Annotated in this window: 14 protein-coding genes and 1 other RNA gene; 8 read left to right on the forward strand and 7 right to left on the reverse strand. The window is 56.8% G+C overall.

Going from position 1 to position 15,754, the window contains the following annotated elements; all coding sequences use genetic code 11:
• Window positions 1–53 precede the first annotated feature (53 nt).
• Genes ABXH05_RS01665 through ABXH05_RS01680 form a run of 4 tightly spaced genes read right to left on the reverse strand, consistent with a single transcriptional unit; the run spans window position 54 to window position 4,646 of the window.
• Window positions 54–971, reverse strand: a complete 918-nt coding sequence (locus tag ABXH05_RS01665; RefSeq protein WP_353559493.1) for an SMP-30/gluconolactonase/LRE family protein — start codon at window positions 969–971, stop codon at window positions 54–56.
• 41 nt (window positions 972–1,012) lie between these two features.
• A complete protein-coding gene (locus ABXH05_RS01670; protein WP_353559494.1) occupies window positions 1,013–1,525 on the reverse strand; it encodes a dihydrofolate reductase in 513 nt (170 codons plus the stop codon).
• 51 nt (window positions 1,526–1,576) lie between these two features.
• The gene (locus ABXH05_RS01675; RefSeq protein ID WP_353559495.1) at window positions 1,577–2,371 is read right to left on the reverse strand and encodes a thymidylate synthase; all 795 of its coding nucleotides are present in this window, start codon (window positions 2,369–2,371) and stop codon (window positions 1,577–1,579) included.
• A gap of 49 nt (window positions 2,372–2,420) precedes the next feature.
• Complete coding sequence (locus ABXH05_RS01680; RefSeq protein WP_353559496.1) at window positions 2,421–4,646, reverse strand: inverse autotransporter beta domain-containing protein; 2,226 nt, start codon at window positions 4,644–4,646, stop codon at window positions 2,421–2,423.
• Window positions 4,647–4,817: 171 nt separating this feature from the next.
• Here ABXH05_RS01680 and ABXH05_RS01685 point away from each other — a divergent pair, with 171 nt between their 5' ends.
• From ABXH05_RS01685 to ABXH05_RS01705, 5 genes are all read left to right on the forward strand, one after another.
• Window positions 4,818–5,993 carry a dipeptidase gene (locus ABXH05_RS01685; protein WP_353559497.1) on the forward strand — a complete coding sequence of 392 codons (1,176 nt, stop codon included), beginning with the start codon at window positions 4,818–4,820 and terminating at the stop codon, window positions 5,991–5,993.
• Window positions 5,994–5,999: 6 nt separating this feature from the next.
• Window positions 6,000–6,375: a transfer-messenger RNA gene (gene ssrA / locus ABXH05_RS01690) on the forward strand.
• Between the two features lie 138 nt (window positions 6,376–6,513).
• The gene (locus tag ABXH05_RS01695; RefSeq protein ID WP_353559498.1) at window positions 6,514–6,984 is read left to right on the forward strand and encodes an SspB family protein; all 471 of its coding nucleotides are present in this window, start codon (window positions 6,514–6,516) and stop codon (window positions 6,982–6,984) included.
• 98 nt (window positions 6,985–7,082) lie between these two features.
• Complete coding sequence (gene fumC, locus ABXH05_RS01700) at window positions 7,083–8,477, forward strand: class II fumarate hydratase (protein ID WP_353559499.1); 1,395 nt, start codon at window positions 7,083–7,085, stop codon at window positions 8,475–8,477.
• Between the two features lie 16 nt (window positions 8,478–8,493).
• Entirely contained in the window at window positions 8,494–8,742 is a 249-nt protein-coding gene (locus tag ABXH05_RS01705; protein ID WP_353559500.1) for a ribbon-helix-helix domain-containing protein, read from the forward strand.
• Here ABXH05_RS01705 and ABXH05_RS01710 read toward each other — a convergent pair.
• Window positions 8,739–12,311 carry an AsmA family protein gene (locus ABXH05_RS01710; RefSeq protein WP_353559501.1) on the reverse strand — a complete coding sequence of 1,191 codons (3,573 nt, stop codon included), beginning with the start codon at window positions 12,309–12,311 and terminating at the stop codon, window positions 8,739–8,741. The genes ABXH05_RS01705 and ABXH05_RS01710 overlap by 4 nt on opposite strands.
• 99 nt (window positions 12,312–12,410) lie before the next feature.
• On the opposite strand from ABXH05_RS01710, the gene ABXH05_RS01715 reads away from it, so the two are divergent.
• Window positions 12,411–12,665, forward strand: coding sequence for a DUF4169 family protein (locus ABXH05_RS01715; RefSeq protein ID WP_353559502.1), 255 nt, complete (start codon window positions 12,411–12,413; stop codon window positions 12,663–12,665).
• 6 nt (window positions 12,666–12,671) lie between these two features.
• Here ABXH05_RS01715 and ABXH05_RS01720 read toward each other — a convergent pair whose 3' ends face one another.
• The gene (locus tag ABXH05_RS01720) at window positions 12,672–14,072 is read right to left on the reverse strand and encodes an FAD-binding oxidoreductase (RefSeq protein ID WP_353559503.1); all 1,401 of its coding nucleotides are present in this window, start codon (window positions 14,070–14,072) and stop codon (window positions 12,672–12,674) included.
• Between the two features lie 197 nt (window positions 14,073–14,269).
• Between ABXH05_RS01720 and ABXH05_RS01725 the strand changes: the two genes are divergently transcribed.
• The gene (locus ABXH05_RS01725; RefSeq protein ID WP_353559504.1) at window positions 14,270–14,788 is read left to right on the forward strand and encodes a thioesterase family protein; all 519 of its coding nucleotides are present in this window, start codon (window positions 14,270–14,272) and stop codon (window positions 14,786–14,788) included.
• Window positions 14,785–15,300 carry a pentapeptide repeat-containing protein gene (locus tag ABXH05_RS01730; RefSeq protein WP_353559505.1) on the forward strand — a complete coding sequence of 172 codons (516 nt, stop codon included), beginning with the start codon at window positions 14,785–14,787 and terminating at the stop codon, window positions 15,298–15,300. Before ABXH05_RS01725 ends, ABXH05_RS01730 begins: the two co-directional genes overlap by 4 nt.
• Window positions 15,301–15,303: 3 nt before the next feature.
• On the opposite strand, the gene ABXH05_RS01735 is transcribed toward ABXH05_RS01730, so the two are convergent.
• The gene (locus ABXH05_RS01735) at window positions 15,304–15,609 is read right to left on the reverse strand and encodes a hypothetical protein (protein ID WP_353559506.1); all 306 of its coding nucleotides are present in this window, start codon (window positions 15,607–15,609) and stop codon (window positions 15,304–15,306) included.
• Between the last annotated feature and the right edge of the window lie 145 nt (window positions 15,610–15,754).

Consider the following 15,754-nt stretch of genomic DNA (forward strand, 5'->3'; position numbering starts at 1 on the left):
TCCGTGCAAGAACTGTCTTGCGCGCCAAATCCTTCGTGTGACTGGAACTGAGTCTATTTGTTGCGGAAATTCAGCGGCAAACCGGCAGTTGGCCATTGCATTTTTACGAGCTTTCCTGTGCCTGAAAGGGTGATGTATGCGGTTTTGAGATCCGCACCGCCAAAGCAGATGTTCGTCACCAGGAGGTCCGGCAAAGGCGTATGAGTGACCGTCTGCCCATCCGGTGAGACAGACGTGATGCCACCATTGAAGATCGTCGCAACGCAGATATTGCCGTCAGCATCCACAGCCAGACTGTCAAAATACTGAAGGCCCGGTGCTGTCATCAGCAGGTTCGCTGAAATGGGTCCATCGGGAGATTTAGCGACACCCGGGCTTTCAATATCAAGATACCAGACACGACCAGACACCGTGTCTGCGAAGTAGACAGTCTTTTCGTCCGGCGACAGACCAACACCATTGGGCGTATTCAGTGGGAAGGCCTGTTGCGTGATCGAAGATCCATCAGGCTTGGCATAGAACAGTGCACCCCGATCCGTGACGCGGCCGTAGCTCTTGCCAAGGTCGGTGAACCAGAAGCCACCCTCCTTGTCGAAGACGATATCATTGGGTCCATTAAGCGGCACCCCATCACACTCCGTATACAGAACATCCACCTTGCCGGTTTCAAGGTCCACCCGCTCGATGCGCCCACCGGAATAATCATCCGGCTTGTCGCCGGGGATCAGCAGGCCGTCCTGCTCGTGCCAGGCAAAGCCGCCATTGTTGCAGACATAGACTGCACCATCAGGACCGATGGCTGCGCCATTTGGACCGCCGCCAAGTTCCGCAATCACAGAGACCTCACCGTCAGCAGACACCCGGGTCAATGTTCCGCGCTCAATTTCAACCAGGATGATCGAGCCATCATCCATGGCAATTGGCCCTTCAGGAAAGCGAAGACCGGATGCAATCTCGGTAAAGTCAGTCATTGGCGTTTCTCCCACGAAACAGTGTTTTGTTGTCTTGATGTCTAATAGCGCCGCGGCGGATCCCCCGCTCGATCAAGCCGCAGAACCGTATAGGCGGCGCTGTCATTCTCACCGGCCTCAAACCGCTGCGAGGAAACCTCTGTCCATTCGTCCTGATTAAACGCAGGAAAGAGCGTATCACCCTCCGCGTCCATATGAACGCGGGTGTAGTGCAGCGTATGAGCGTAGGGCAGCGCAAGCGCATAGATTTCAGCACCGCCGGTGACACAGGCCTCATCAGCGCCCGTTGTTTCTGCGGCCCTGAACGCATCTTCCAGCGATGAGACCAGAACCACATCGTCCGACACGCCACCAGCTCGACGGCTCATCACAATATTTGTTCGTCCCGGCAGAGGCTTTCCGATGGAGTCGTAGGTCTTGCGCCCCATGATGATAGGCTTGCCCATGGTCGTGGCCTTGAAATGTTTCAGGTCGCCCTTCAGGCGCCATGGGAGATCATTGTCAGCGCCGATCACACCGTTTTCTGCAACGGCGACCACGAGTGAAATACGCATTACCTGAACCTCAATCCGGCGTGTGCTGCAGGGCCCGCCAGATGCACATGGTCAAACAGCGACCGGGGCTTTGATATGGGGATGGGCCTCATAGCCTTCGAGGCTGAAATCCTCATAGGTGAAATCAAACAGCGACCGCACCTCAGGGTTCAGCACCATCTTCGGCAAAGCAAACGGAGCCCGCGACAGCTGCTCGCGGGTTTGCTCAAGATGATTGGAATACAAATGTGCGTCCCCGAAGGTGTGCACAAAGTCGCCCGGCTCCAGGCCAGTCACTTGGGCAATCATCATCGTTAGCAGCGCGTATGATGCGATATTGAATGGCACGCCCAGAAAAATATCCGCCGAGCGCTGATACAGCTGACACGAGAGTTTTCCATCCGCGACGTAGAACTGGAAAAGGCAGTGGCACGGTGCCAGGGCCATCTTGTCCAGATCTGCCGGGTTCCAGGCGGATACGATCAGACGGCGGGAGTTGGGATTGGTGCGGATTTCCTCAACCAGCCACTTCAGCTGATCAACCGTGCCGCCTTCCGGCATGTCCCATGAACGCCACTGCTTCCCGTAAACCGGTCCAAGCTCGCCGTTTTCGTCAGCCCACTCATCCCAGATACTGACACCATTGGCCTTGAGGTACCGCGTGTTGGTATCACCGGCAATGAACCACAACAGCTCATGTACAATCGACTTGAGATGAAGTTTTTTGGTGGTGACCAAGGGAAAACCCTTGCCCAGATCAAATCGCATCTGATGGCCAAAGACAGACAATGTGCCAGTGCCGGTGCGGTCACCCTTTTGGGCACCATCCGCCAGAACGCGTTCCATAAGCTCGTGATATTGCTGCATCGGGGCAGAATATCGTGAGTCTCAGACTGGCGGAACCCGGATTCTCGCCCTAGGGACAAGTCGTTCCGTTGGTGAAGCCAATAGATCCTGTCTGGACACCCAGATTCGAGCAGAACGCGACCGTTGGCGTGGTGTTATCCACATTGCCGGAGCCACTGACCACATTGCCCGTGCCGTCATAGGCCACAGTATTTGTGGGAGTTCCGTTGAGTGTGGACAGGTCGATGGTCACATTGTTGTTGTTCGTGAACTCAAGCGCCCGGTTGCCGGTCACCGTGACCGAAGATCCGGTTACCACCAGGGTATTGTTGTCGGAAATATCAATGCCTTCCTGACCGCCCGTAGATGACAGGGCAACATTCGTCAGTGTGATCGTGTTTCGATCATCTGCATCAAATGCTTCAAGCGAGCTTGAATACTGCCCACCCGTAACCGTAACAACGTTGTCGTCGTCAATGTTGAAGGACTGCCCCGCCAGATTGCTGGTCATCGAATTGGTGACAGTGACCGTATTGAAATCAGCAACATCCACAAAATCTTGGCCGCTATTGGTCGCCGTCACGCCCGAGACAGCAATGACATTGTTGTTGTTGCCGAAGATGGCGTCGGCGCTCACATTCCTGAACGTTGAATCCGTCAGAGAAATCGTGTTTCGATTGTTGAATGCAATGCCATCCACCCCGATTGTCGAGAAAGCGGTTCCCGAAATCGCAATGCCATTTCGGCTGTTGATATTAATGCCATCGATCGTCGCGTTCGAGATAGTGGCGTCAGTAACATTGATGGTATTTCGATTGTTGAAGAACAACCCAAACAAACCACTGTCGAAAGTCCCGCCCTCAACCGACACGGTGTTGTCGTTGCCAAAGGCCACGCTGGGCGCATTAGGTGTGTTCGAAACATTTACGTTTATCAGCCGCGCAGTGTTGCGGTTGATCCCGAGCACACCTTCCAGACCAACATTGGCGATATCAACATTCTGCAGCACCACGAACTGGTCAGACCCGATCCGCACGCCTGTATTTGCAAAATTGATGGTGTTGCCGGTCACCCGCACACCTGCGAGGTGATTGCGGTCCGCCAGTGTGACGGTGGGTGTGTTGACGGCGTTGGTGAAGGTCGGCGTCTGACCCGGCGCAGTCAGCGTTGCCACTGTTCCCGATCGTAGCCCGCGCACTTGAATGCTGCCGCCGCCGCCCAAAAGGGTCTGGCTCGCCTGCAAGGCCTGCGGACCGGCAATAGCGCCGCCACTGCCATCTGCAACCAGCAGAGTATTACTGCCAGCAGCAGCAGCCGGCGCGGTTACACCGGTAGCGCTGTTCACATCAACAGCTCGGTCAAAATCAACACCCGTCAGCAGATCTTCAACATTCTCGCGTTCGCTTCGGGCAGTGAGAATGTCAGTGTCCCGCTCCAGACCGTCCATCATCCGGTGCCACTGGTTTGATTTGTCCGAGGAACGAGCAGCACTTCCGCCGAAGATGGAAAATGGCAGTCGAAACCGAAGTCCTACTTCCACATTGCCTCCGCGCACGCTGTCGGACCGCCATTCGGTTTCAAGCGCCAGTAAGGAGCCGGGAATGCTCTCCAGAATGTCATGGATCCGCCATTCAACACGCGACTTGGGACCGGCAACTTTTTCAAAAGCGTCTTTGTCGTCGAAGAAGAAGCCACCCGCATAGGCCCGTAGCGCGTGTCGTTGTGCATCAATTCCCAGACCTTCAAGCGGGATGCGAAAACCGACCTCACCATCGACACCCGATAGCGGCACTTCCTGACCACCAAGCAGAAACACTTGGCCGCCTTCAATGACGGCAGACGCAAGTCCCGGAGACCCTTTTGGATCGCTGATGGCCAGATACCCGTTCAGCCGCACATCAAAGTTGTCTGAAAGTGCCTCCACGCCACCTGAAGCTGCCCAGAAAATATTGTCCTGTGACGTATCCCGCCGATCAGCACCGGCCCAGGCACCAAGGTTCCAACCACCCGGCAGCATATGGCGATACCCGACCGCCGCATTGATTTCAGAGACCTGTTCTTCGAACAGCTTGCCGCGCGCATCCAGAAAGAAAAGGCCTTTTTCGCCCTGCACAATCGGCAGAAAAAGTGCAGCTTCAGCACGGTCTTCATGTGTACCGCCCAGCGCCCCACCAAGTTCCGCCCAGCCGACCCACCGATCCGCATCCGCTGATTGAGCGGGTACAGCTCCAACAGCCTGCGCCAGGACAAATATGGCCGCGAATGCGTATGCACCGCATTTTTGGATTCGCTTCACGTGGATGTCCCCAGTACGTCCCACCCCAATGGGACGGAGGTCTTTTGCTAACGTCTTGTTAACACCCCTAATCTCGCACGCCAGTGTCAGGTAGCCAAGGACACCCACTGATAATGGTGTATAGACGCGATAATGCCCTTAGAAAGGGCCATTTGGGGTCGGGAACATACAATGCTGAAACGGTCAGCCATCATTTTGGGCGCTCTGGCGGCCATCTATTACGGTGCCGCCTGGTACATTGTCCCAGGCGCATTGGAGCGCCCGAACAACCGCGTTATCGAACATACCGGCTACGAGGTCAGCGATACCGCCAGAGAGCTGCATGCGTCTTTGACCATCGGCGATCTCCATTCAGACACACTCTTGTGGAGCAGAAGTGTCCTTGACCGTGCGGATCGCGGTCATGTGGATGTACCCCGCTTGGCCGAGGGCAATGTTGCCCTTCAGGTATTTGCCGCCGTCACCAAAGTTCCCGATGGCCTCAACTATGACGAAAACACCGCCGACAGTGATCAGATCACGTTGGCAGCCATGGCGCAGGCTTGGCCAATTGCCACGTGGAGCAGTTTGCTGGAGCGGGCGCTTTACCAGGCAGACAAACTCCAGTCTGCCGCCCGTCGCGCACCAGATGCATTAAAAGTCATTCAATCCCGTGCGGATATTGATGCGTTGCTGGTCGAGCGCGCAGCGGGCAACCCGATCGTCGGCGGCCTTCTGGCCACCGAAGGCGGCCACCCGCTTGAAGGCAACGTTGAGAACATCGATGTGCTGTATCAGGCCGGCTACCGGATGATCGGCCTGCACCACTTCTTCGACAATGATCTGGGTGGATCACTCCACGGCCTCACCGGTGAAGGGCTGAACGAACATGGTCGTGCTGTGGTGAAGGCCGCCGAAGAACGTCAGATGATCATTGATGTGGCCCACTCCTCACCCAATGCCGTAGCCGATGTACTGGACATGGCAACGCGCCCTGTCGTGGTGTCTCACACGGGTGTCCGCGGCGCGTGTGACAGTGTCCGCAACCTTTCGGACGATTTGATGAGGCGCATCGCATCGCAGGGCGGCCTTATTGGTATCGGGTACTGGGACGGGGCTGTATGCGACATCTCTCCAGCCGGAGTGGCCGCCAGCATCGTTTACGCAGTGGCCCTGGTGGGCGACGACCATGTGGCCCTTGGTTCTGACTATGATGGCGCAACCCAGGTTGCCTTTGACACATCTGAGCTTGTGGTGCTCACCGAAGCTCTGCTCAAAGCAGGCTTGGCCAAGGAAACCATTGCCAAGATCATGGGTGGCAATCTCGTGCAGTTTTTGCGCGCAAACCTGCCCTCCGGCGATGCCTAGGCTGAAAACCTTTAATCAACGGTCATATGTGCATATATTGAGGGTGTGCCAGGTCGCACCTGGATATGGCGATAAACGGTCTGCGAAATAAACCTATCGGACCCGGGGGCAGTACCCGGCGCCTCCACCACAAGCCTGCTGATATTGGTCAATCTGGCCGACGTCGGGCTTCTGTGGGGGCGAACTAGGATCGACGAGGGCGTAAAGGCAGTTCTTTTGCTCGGCATGGTTCCGCCGTTATCGGGCCGATTTAGTAGTTGCAAACGACAACTATGCGGAAGCACGTCTCGCTGCGTAGCAGCGCGATTGGTTTCAAATTGAGTCTTAGCGGTTCGCGCCGTTAAGCGGGGTCCGAGGGCACCTGGCAACAGAAGCCCTCACTTTTATTCATATGAGCATTTGCGCCTGAGTAACCAAATCGCGTAAACGCGCTTTGACCTTGCCTCCGCATTGGCGTTAAACAGACACCAATACATCCGGGTACCCCGGACCTGATACAGGACCTTCGGAGCAAAAAGACTTGGCCACTGAATCAATCCAATATGACGTTCTCGCCCGTGAAGCACTGCGCCACGTGGTACGCGAGGTATTGGAGCTTGCACGCAATGAGGGCCTGCCCGGCGAGCATCATTTCTTCATCACCTTCCAGACCACCGCTCCCGGTGTCTCGATGAGCGATGATCTGCGCGCCGAATTCCCCGAAGAAATGACCGTCGTGCTCCAGCACCAGTATTGGGACCTAGAGGTCACCGATGAGCAGTTCAGCGTGAAGCTGGCGTTCGGAGGGGTCCCAAGGGAGCTGGTTGTTCCCTTCAAGGCAGTGACGGCATTCTTTGACCCCAGCGTCCAGTTTGGTCTTCAGTTCACAGCCAATCTGGCAGAAGAAGATGCGCCTACCCCAGGGCCTGCCGAGGTTGATATCTCCGAAGACGACAAAAAACCGGACGAACCCGGTGAAGTCGTCAGCCTGGATGCTTTTCGCAAGAAATAAGCTTCGGACTTCCTGCCACCAACGCTGGTGGCATGAACCGTGAGCGCGTGCTAAACCGCTGGCCGTTTCGATTAACAGCCAGACGAGAAGCACACACCATGACGAGCACGCGCACCGAGACCGATAGCTTTGGCCCGCTGGAAGTCCCTTCCGAAAAATACTGGGGCGCTCAGACGCAACGCTCGCTTGGCAATTTCAAGATCGGCACCGAGACCATGCCAAAGCCGCTTGTCCGTGCCCTGGGCATCGTCAAGCGCTCCGCCGCCCTTGCCAATATCGCACTGGACAACATCGACAAGAAAACCGGTGATGCGATCGCTGCCGCCGGCCTTGAAGTGGCTGAAGGCAAGTTCGACGACAACTTCCCCCTCGTGGTCTGGCAGACGGGCTCCGGCACCCAGTCCAACATGAACGCCAACGAAGTCATCGCCAACCGCGCCATCGAAATGCTCGGCGGTGTCATTGGCTCAAAAGATCCCGTTCACCCCAATGACCATGTGAACCGCTCTCAGTCTTCCAACGACACCTTCCCCACCGCCATGCACATTGCAGCAGGGGAAGAAGCAAGCCTTGCACTTGTCCCGGCACTGCAGAAGCTGCGCAATGCGCTCAACGACAAGGCAAAGGAATGGGCAGAGATCATCAAGATCGGCCGAACCCATACCCAGGACGCGACACCACTCACACTGGGCCAGGAATTCTCCGGCTATGTCGCGGCGGTAGACAATGGCATTCGCCGCATTGAGCAGTCGCTGCCCGCCATCTTCCAGCTTGCCCAGGGCGGCACGGCCGTCGGCACGGGCCTCAATGCCAAGATCGGCTTTGCAGAAAAATTCGCCGAAGAAGTCGCGACCCTGACCAAGCTGCCCTTTGAAACAGCGCCCAATAAATTTGAAGCTCTTGGTACCCATGATGCGATGGTGGAGCTTTCCGGCGCGCTCAACACCGTGGCCGTCAGCCTGTTCAAGATTGCCAACGACATTCGCTTCCTTGGGTCAGGTCCCCGCTCCGGCCTCGGCGAGCTGGCACTGCCGGAAAACGAACCTGGCTCGTCCATCATGCCGGGCAAAGTGAACCCCACACAGTGCGAAGCACTCACGATGGTCTGCACACAGGTCATGGGCAATCACACCACAACAACCATCGCTGGCAGCCAGGGCCACTTTGAGCTCAATGTCTACAAGCCCGTGATCGGTTATTCGGTTCTGCAGTCGATCCGGCTCATTGCAGATGCATCTGTCAGCTTCACTGACAATTGCGTGGTCGGCATCGAACCGCGCAAGGACAACATTGCAGACCTCATGAGCCGGTCGCTCATGCTGGTGACCGCGCTGGCCCCCACAATCGGTTACGACAACGCCACCAAGGTTGCCAAGACAGCGCACAAGAACGGCACGACCCTCAAGGAAGAGGCTGTCGGCCTTGGATTTGTGACGGAAGAAGAGTTTGACGCCGTCGTACGGCCTGAAAACATGATCGGGCCATCCGCCTAATACAGGACATGAGGCCATGCCTGCAGAGATAAAACGGTCAGTGACGCTATCAGGACATCGGACCTCCATCACCCTGGAGCCCGAGTTCTGGTCAGCTCTGAAAGAAATGGCCTGCACACGCAAAGTCTCTGTGAACGAACTGGTGCGCCAGATTGATGAAGGCCGCGACGGGGATGACCCGCGCGGCCTTTCCAGTGAGGTACGCGTGCATGTTCTTGCCCACTTCAAACAGGCTCCGGCCTGCACGACGGACAACCAAACCTAGGGCGTCGCGCTTTCTGCTTCCTGGTCTTCCGCCAGATCAAGAATAACCTGCAACTCGGAAGACTCGCCGCCGCCGATGGCATCTATTTCCTTTTGCAAAAGCTGCCTGCCTGCAAAGGCCTCCAGATCAACCGTGTTTACGGTTCTTTCCGGATCGGAAAAATCACCTGCAAACACGATGGTCGCTGCCGGCGCGCCCTCAGGCGCATCGAGAGTAAAAGTCGTTTCGGTATCAAGCGCCGCGCGGCCTATGTCTGCATAGGCTGCGGTTTTCACCGTTGCCATATCCACTGTTACGTCAATGTCCGGCGCCCGCAGAACACCGGCCGTCATTGCAATCTTTCCTGCAATAGATGAATAGGGCGTGGCGCCGGAGGTAAGTGTGGCATCAGCCAGTGATGCAAAGTCCTGGCTGTCTTCGAGTTGTTGAAGGCCATCCGACAACGCTGCCAGATCAAGCCCGGACAATGTGCCACTGTCGACCTGAAAACTGCCTTCCCCCTTGAGAGAGGAAACCAGAGCCAGTGCACTCAGGCCATTGCCCGTTGCGGTGAGGTCAAATGCTGCAGCCCCTGTACCTACCGTTCCAAATCCCAGTGCTTCGGACGTGAGACCAGCATCAAGGTTTGTCGCCGCCACGGTCATATCAAGAGCAATGCCTGCATCAGCTTTGACATTGAGCTCACCGCGCACTTCGCCACCAAAGACAGACGCACGCAGGTCGGAGAACGACAATTCCTGATCAACTATCTGCCCGCTAACAACCAGTTGATCAGCCACAAGCGGCCCAAACGAGATACCGCCACCGCTCACGGAGAAATCAATGTCAGCCAGGTTCAGCCATGAGGTGTCGAGAAGACCTGCACTCCAATAAGAGTCGCTGTCTGCTTCTGCTTCGTCTGACGTTTCCGGCACTCGAAAATAGGTGCCGTCGATAAGGCGGGAGAGCAGCAACAGATCGGTTTCGCGAGACGTAACTACCAGCGAGCCGGCAGGACGCTCTTCAGCCGGCGCAAGACGCCCGTTTATGTCCGCATCAAAAGCACCGTCAGCACCTTCAATGCGCACAGATGTTGCACCGATATCGTAGCCCGAGCCGTCAAACGCCAAGCCGCCGGTGATATCTATGGAACTGATATCGCCAAGATAGTGCCCGGCCGCCTGCGCCACCGCTTGCGCGATCGGCGTATCAAAAGCGACATCAAGATCAAATCGGGTTGGCGACTGGCCAAAATCCACCTGCCCGGCGACTGTCCCGGTCATACCTGCCGTCGATGCCTGTATCGCCACAATGGCCGGTGTCCCCACCGTCCCCTCAACCACAGCAGTGACCGTTTGGGGTGTATCCGCAGCGCTTTTGGGCAACTGGTCTTGCCCGCCTGCTTCAGCCTGTTCTGCTGTATCGCCGGAAAGAGCCATGAAGGCAGCCCCCACCCGCACCAGCTTTTGCCACTGGTCAGCGCCAAAAGTCGTGGTAACCGAGTACGCCGCATCCAAATTGCCATTCTGGCCAGGCGAAAACTGTCCCTCGGTCTCGACGCGCACATCACCCGCCCGACCAAGAACCGAAAAACCGACTGTTTCCAACCGGCTATTGGCTGCATCACCTAGTGCGGCCTCGTCAGGCCACTGCGCCTGCGCGCTCATGGAGAGGGAGGAAAGGCTGTCCAGTGATGCTTTCGGCAAGGGCAATAGCCCGTCAAGCGAGGCAACGCTTGGGGCCGTCAACGTTGCCTGATACTGGCCCTGTGTAGCGGACGACTGACCTGACAGCGTGGCGCTTGCTCCCTGAGCACTTTTGAACAACAACTCGCTAACAGTCACATCCGTGTCGTTGGCCTCAAGTTTCAGCGATACGCTTTCCAGATGAACGGGCCCCGCATCCAGGGCGGCAACATTGAAAGCAACATTGCCATCAAACCCCAGATCCACAGGCCGACCGGGAACAATTTTTCCCACGACAGGCAGGTTATCCGTAGGCAGAGCAATTTTCTCGATGTCGAGAGCCACCTCCACCTGCGGGCGCTCCTCAAATGACGTGGCAAGTTGGCCTGATATCAATCCGCCATCCAGATCGATAAAGAGCTTGTCGAGGCTGACGCGAGCTGGCGTGAGGAAAACGGATGCTTTGGCCGCCACCTTCTCAAGAGGCTGCTCTGAGAAAATGTGCGGCACGGAACCTTCATTCAGCCAACTGACCAACTCTGAGGTCTTGTTGCCACGAATAGAGACATCGCCAGAGAAATAGGCCCCTTCCCCACCAATGGACAAAGCACCCTCAGCATTCGCCTCGGCATCCCCCGGCAACTGCACAGTCAGGGATTTGACGGATATCGTGTCTCCGCCAGCTTCTGCTGAAAGCTCCAGGTTTGACAAGCGGTTGGACGGCAAACGGACGTCTTCAACCATCAACCGATAGGCCCCTGCAGGTGCCTGTTCGATCGTCGTCTGGATCGCATTGGCAACGGACGTCATTGTGAGAGGAAGGCCAGCTGTATCAAATCCCGTGAAGTCCAGCCGGTTGAGAACCGCATCCGTCTCAACGGTAAAACTTGGACCAGCCGTCGCAACGAATTCACCGGTCAGCGAAACAGCTCCAGCCTCTGCCTCGATCTCGCGCAGCGTGATACCGCCCGGCGTTGCCACCACGCCCGCTGACAGGGCCACAGGCTGACCTGCAGTTAGCGCACCCAGAGACGGGGCAAGTCCAGCTGCCGCATTTGCACTCACCGCACCATCAAACCGTATGTCGGCGCCACGACCGGTAACAATGCCACTGAAAGCGGCTTCTGCATCCTTGAACGTTAGTGAGACATTGGCCGGATACGCTTTCTCAGATGACACCTCGCCGAGTGTCGCCAGAAAATCCGCTGGTTCGCCCACAAACACACCAGTGCCTTTCGCCTTGTAGGGACCATTGAGACTGCTGGCACCCACCAGCGCGTTGATGGAGGTAATTTCAACGTCGGTACCGATGCCAAGATTGCGCAGCCCGATCTGCCCCTCTTCAATTTCAATCTCACCGATTGTCAAAGGCGGCAGGACATCAAGGGCATCACGTACGGCGCTATCGGGCTCACTCTTCGTAACGGTCGCCTCACCCTCGCTGTTCTCCGAATGACCATTTTGGAAGAGCCAGTTGCCGCGCCCCTCGGGTGTTTCCTCAAGCCAGAGCATGGGTTGCTTCATGGACAGGCGGCTGATGTTCAGATCACCTCTGAAAAGGGAGCCGACAGACAACTCCGCCGTCATGCTCTCTATCTCAGCCATGTGAGGTGCCGTGGCGCCCGGCGCGTTGGCGATGGTCATGCGGCCTAGCGTCAGCTTTGGTGTTGGAAGAAGTGAAATCCGGACATCACCGGAAATCGTGACATCCCGGCCAGTCACCGCCTCTGCCTGAGCTTCGATCAAACCGGCATAGCGGCTCCAATCGAGAAATCCAGGGACAATCAGAATTGCAGCCACAATGAGTGCAAGTGCCAACCCTGCGTAGGACCAGATAGACCGCAACACTTTCTCCCCACCGGCATCAAAGGCCACAACCGCACAAACGGCCCCACGCCTTCGCATTTCCCTGCATCCGGAATACGCTACTCAGGCTCGAAGGCCAAATATTTACGCGATTTTTGGCGAAATTTGAGAGCCATTCTCATTGGGATATCGCTCATTGTGACGGATAAAGACAATCAGCCTGAAAATGTGGTCGATCTGGCCTCTGTAAAACGAGCCAAAACGACGACCAGCAAGCCGCGGCACGTCAGGAAACAGGAAGCCCGCGCGGAAAAGGCAAGGAAGGCCGAGGCCAACCGCGTTCGATCCGGCCGCTCGAAGGAGCAGAAGGCGCGCGACAAAGCGCCCACGGACAAGCTTCATCGCCTAGTGGACGCGTCCCGCCTAGACGAGACACCCGACACCGACCGCTAACCCGGGCTACGCGTCCGGCAGCATCTTGCCCGGATTCATGATGCCCTGCGGATCAAATGCACGTTTGACCGCTCGCATGGCTGGCACAGCATCGCCGTGTTCACGCACAAGAAAGTCACGCTTCCCAAGGCCAATGCCATGCTCGCCCGTGCAGGTGCCACCCGCATCGAGAGCACGTATCACAAGTCTCTCATGCAGAGCCTTTGCCGACGCAACTTCGTCCGGCTTCGATGGATCCACCAGCATGATCAGATGGAAATTGCCGTCCCCCACATGCCCCACCAACGGGGCCATCAGATCGGTACTGTCAACGTCAGCACGCGTCTCGGAAATAACATCCGCCAGCCGCGATACAGGCACACACACATCCGTTGTGAACCCCTGCTTATCAGGCTCCAGCGCAATCGCTGAGTAATAGGCATTGTGTCGAGCTTCCCAAAGTCGGGTGCGGTCTTCGGCGCGCGAACTCCATTGAAAATCGCTACCACCATTGGCGTCCGCCAGATCGGCCACCCTTTGCGATTGCTCCTGTACGGACGCCGACGTGCCATGAAACTCAAGGAACAGCATCGGCTGCTCCGGCAGTGTCAGTTTTGAGTACGCATTGCATGCTCGCACCATGGCCGCATCCATGAGTTCTATGCGCGCAACCGGGATACCCGACTGGATCGTCTCAATCACCGTTGCCACAGCCTGATCCACACTTTCAAACGTGCATGTAGCCGCGCCCACATCTTCCGGGATGCCATGCAAACGCAATGTGATTTCCGTTACCACACCGAGCGTTCCCTCGGATCCCACAAGCAGGTGCGTAAGGTCATAGCCCGCAGCGGATTTGCGTGCACGGCCACCGGTCCGAACAATCGAACCGTCCGCCATGACAACGGTCAGACCCAAAACGTTTTCCCGAATGGTGCCGTAGCGAACCGCATTGGTGCCGCTCGCGCGCGTTGACACCATGCCGCCGATGCTTGCATCCGCCCCGGGGTCCACAGGCATGAAAAGACCTGTATCGCGCAGATGGGCATTGAGTGCTTTTCGGGTGATGCCTGCTTCAACGGTACAATCAAGGTCTTCTGGTGAAACCCGTATCACCTTCGCCATCTGGGACATATCAATGGCGATGCCACCATGAACCGCCGTCACATGCCCCTCAAGAGACGTCCCCGCTCCAAAGGGAATGACAGGGACCTTGTGTTTTGCGCACAGGGTAACAACCGTGGACACTTCCTGTGTGGTCAGGGGAAACACCACCGCATCAGGGGCAGCTCCAGCGTGCCAGCTTTCATCATGCCCATGCTGATCGCGGATTGCCTGCGCGGTAGAAAGCCGCTCACCAAACGCGGGGCGCAGGTCATCAATGACCTCATGCGCAGTTGGGCATTTGAACGCATCGGGCAAATCCATACGCCCTACTCCTGAAAAAGCTCGCTGGTGTGGTGTCCAGCTTAACGGCCACTGCGAACATTCGCCATTCAGCGCCCATTCACGGGCACTTTAATAGCGTTGTACCGAACATGGGCCACTAAGCCGCTTGGGGTTTGGCCGTGGCTCCCCCTATGATCAGCACCAACAATTCACTTGGTATGATAGCAGGCAAAAACATGACCGCCGCCACGAAGTCCTACACTGCTCCGCTTATTGCTCCACCCATGAAGGTCATTGAGGAGTGGATTGACTATAACGGCCACATGAACATGGCCTTTTACAACACCGTGTTCGACAAGGCCGTGGATGCCCTTTTTATGGATGTGGGCATAAGCGAGGACTACGTCACGAAGGAGCTGGCCTCCGTCTTCACAGCTGAGATCCATGTGACCTATGCGCAGGAATTGTCCCTGCATGACCCCATCAAAGTGACCTGCCAATTGCTCGACTTTGATGCCAAGCGCATCCATATGTTTCTGGAGATGTATCACGCAAAAGAAGGCTACCTCGCCGCGACCATGGAGCAGATCGGTATCCACGTGAGCATGGAGTCTCGGCGTTCCGCTGTCATGCCTGACTGGGTACTGGCCGAACTCCAGGCCCTGAAGGAAGCCCACAAAGACTTGCCCATCAAACCGCAGGTCGGCCGCGTGATCGGCATTCCCAAAAAGTCCGCAGGAGCGACAAGCGCGTGATCCAACTCTTCTTCCTGGTTTTGACGGCTTTCCTTGTGCCCGGACACACATTGCCGGCACAGGCACAACAAATTGGTGCGGATTGCCAAAGCCCGGCCCTGCCCGGCGTCAACTGGCACCGGTGCTACCTTGAAGACAAACCCCTGTCGCGCGTTGACCTGACCGGCGCCAAGCTGCGCGAGGCACGCCTGCTTCGCGCAACACTGGTTCAGGCAACACTTGTTGATGTAGACGCCCGCCGCGCAAAATTCATGCGCGCACGCGCAGCACAGGCCGACTTCACCAACGCTGATCTGCGGGAAGCGGATTTCACCCGTGCCAACCTCGACGGCGCGAACCTGACTGGGGCCGATCTGCGCCGTACGCGCTTTTTCAAGGCAAGTCTGCGCGGCGCTGATTTGACCAATGCCCGATTTGGCAGCACGGATATTCTTGACGCGGACCTTACCGGCGCGATCTGGACCAACGGCACCTATGTCTGCGGCCCGGATTCAATCGGGCAGTGCAAATAGCACTTAGGATTGTTCCGGTACGCAGCGCGCAAGCATCGCTTCCAGATTGCGTGCCTGTTGGCGCAGTCGCTGGTGCGGAATTGAGTCGACGCGCTCCCGGTAGCGCAGCACAGATACGTCCAGAGAACTCATTTCCTCGCGCAACCTGTCCATATGAGCACGAAACTGAGCAATCTCGACTTTCTGCCTCTCAATCGCCTCTACAATCCCGGCGACCCTCTGCCCAATCTCTTCCAGCTCATCCGTCTTTGCATCTGTGTGGTCAGCAGCGTCCGACCGCTGCTGCACAAACTCAACAACATTACCCATCCCAGAGTTCCTTCAACTCGATTGACCCTGCTATTCCCTACGCATCCATAGCGGTCGTTGGACCTCCGGGAACGCCAGATTGGGTGCAAAAACAGCTCTGAAAAAAGCGCTTTGGTTAAGCCTTTACTTTCATGACGGCGTTTCC

It is taken from the genome of Pyruvatibacter sp. HU-CL02332 (assembly GCF_040362765.1).
Lineage (GTDB): Bacteria > Pseudomonadota > Alphaproteobacteria > CGMCC-115125 > CGMCC-115125 > Pyruvatibacter.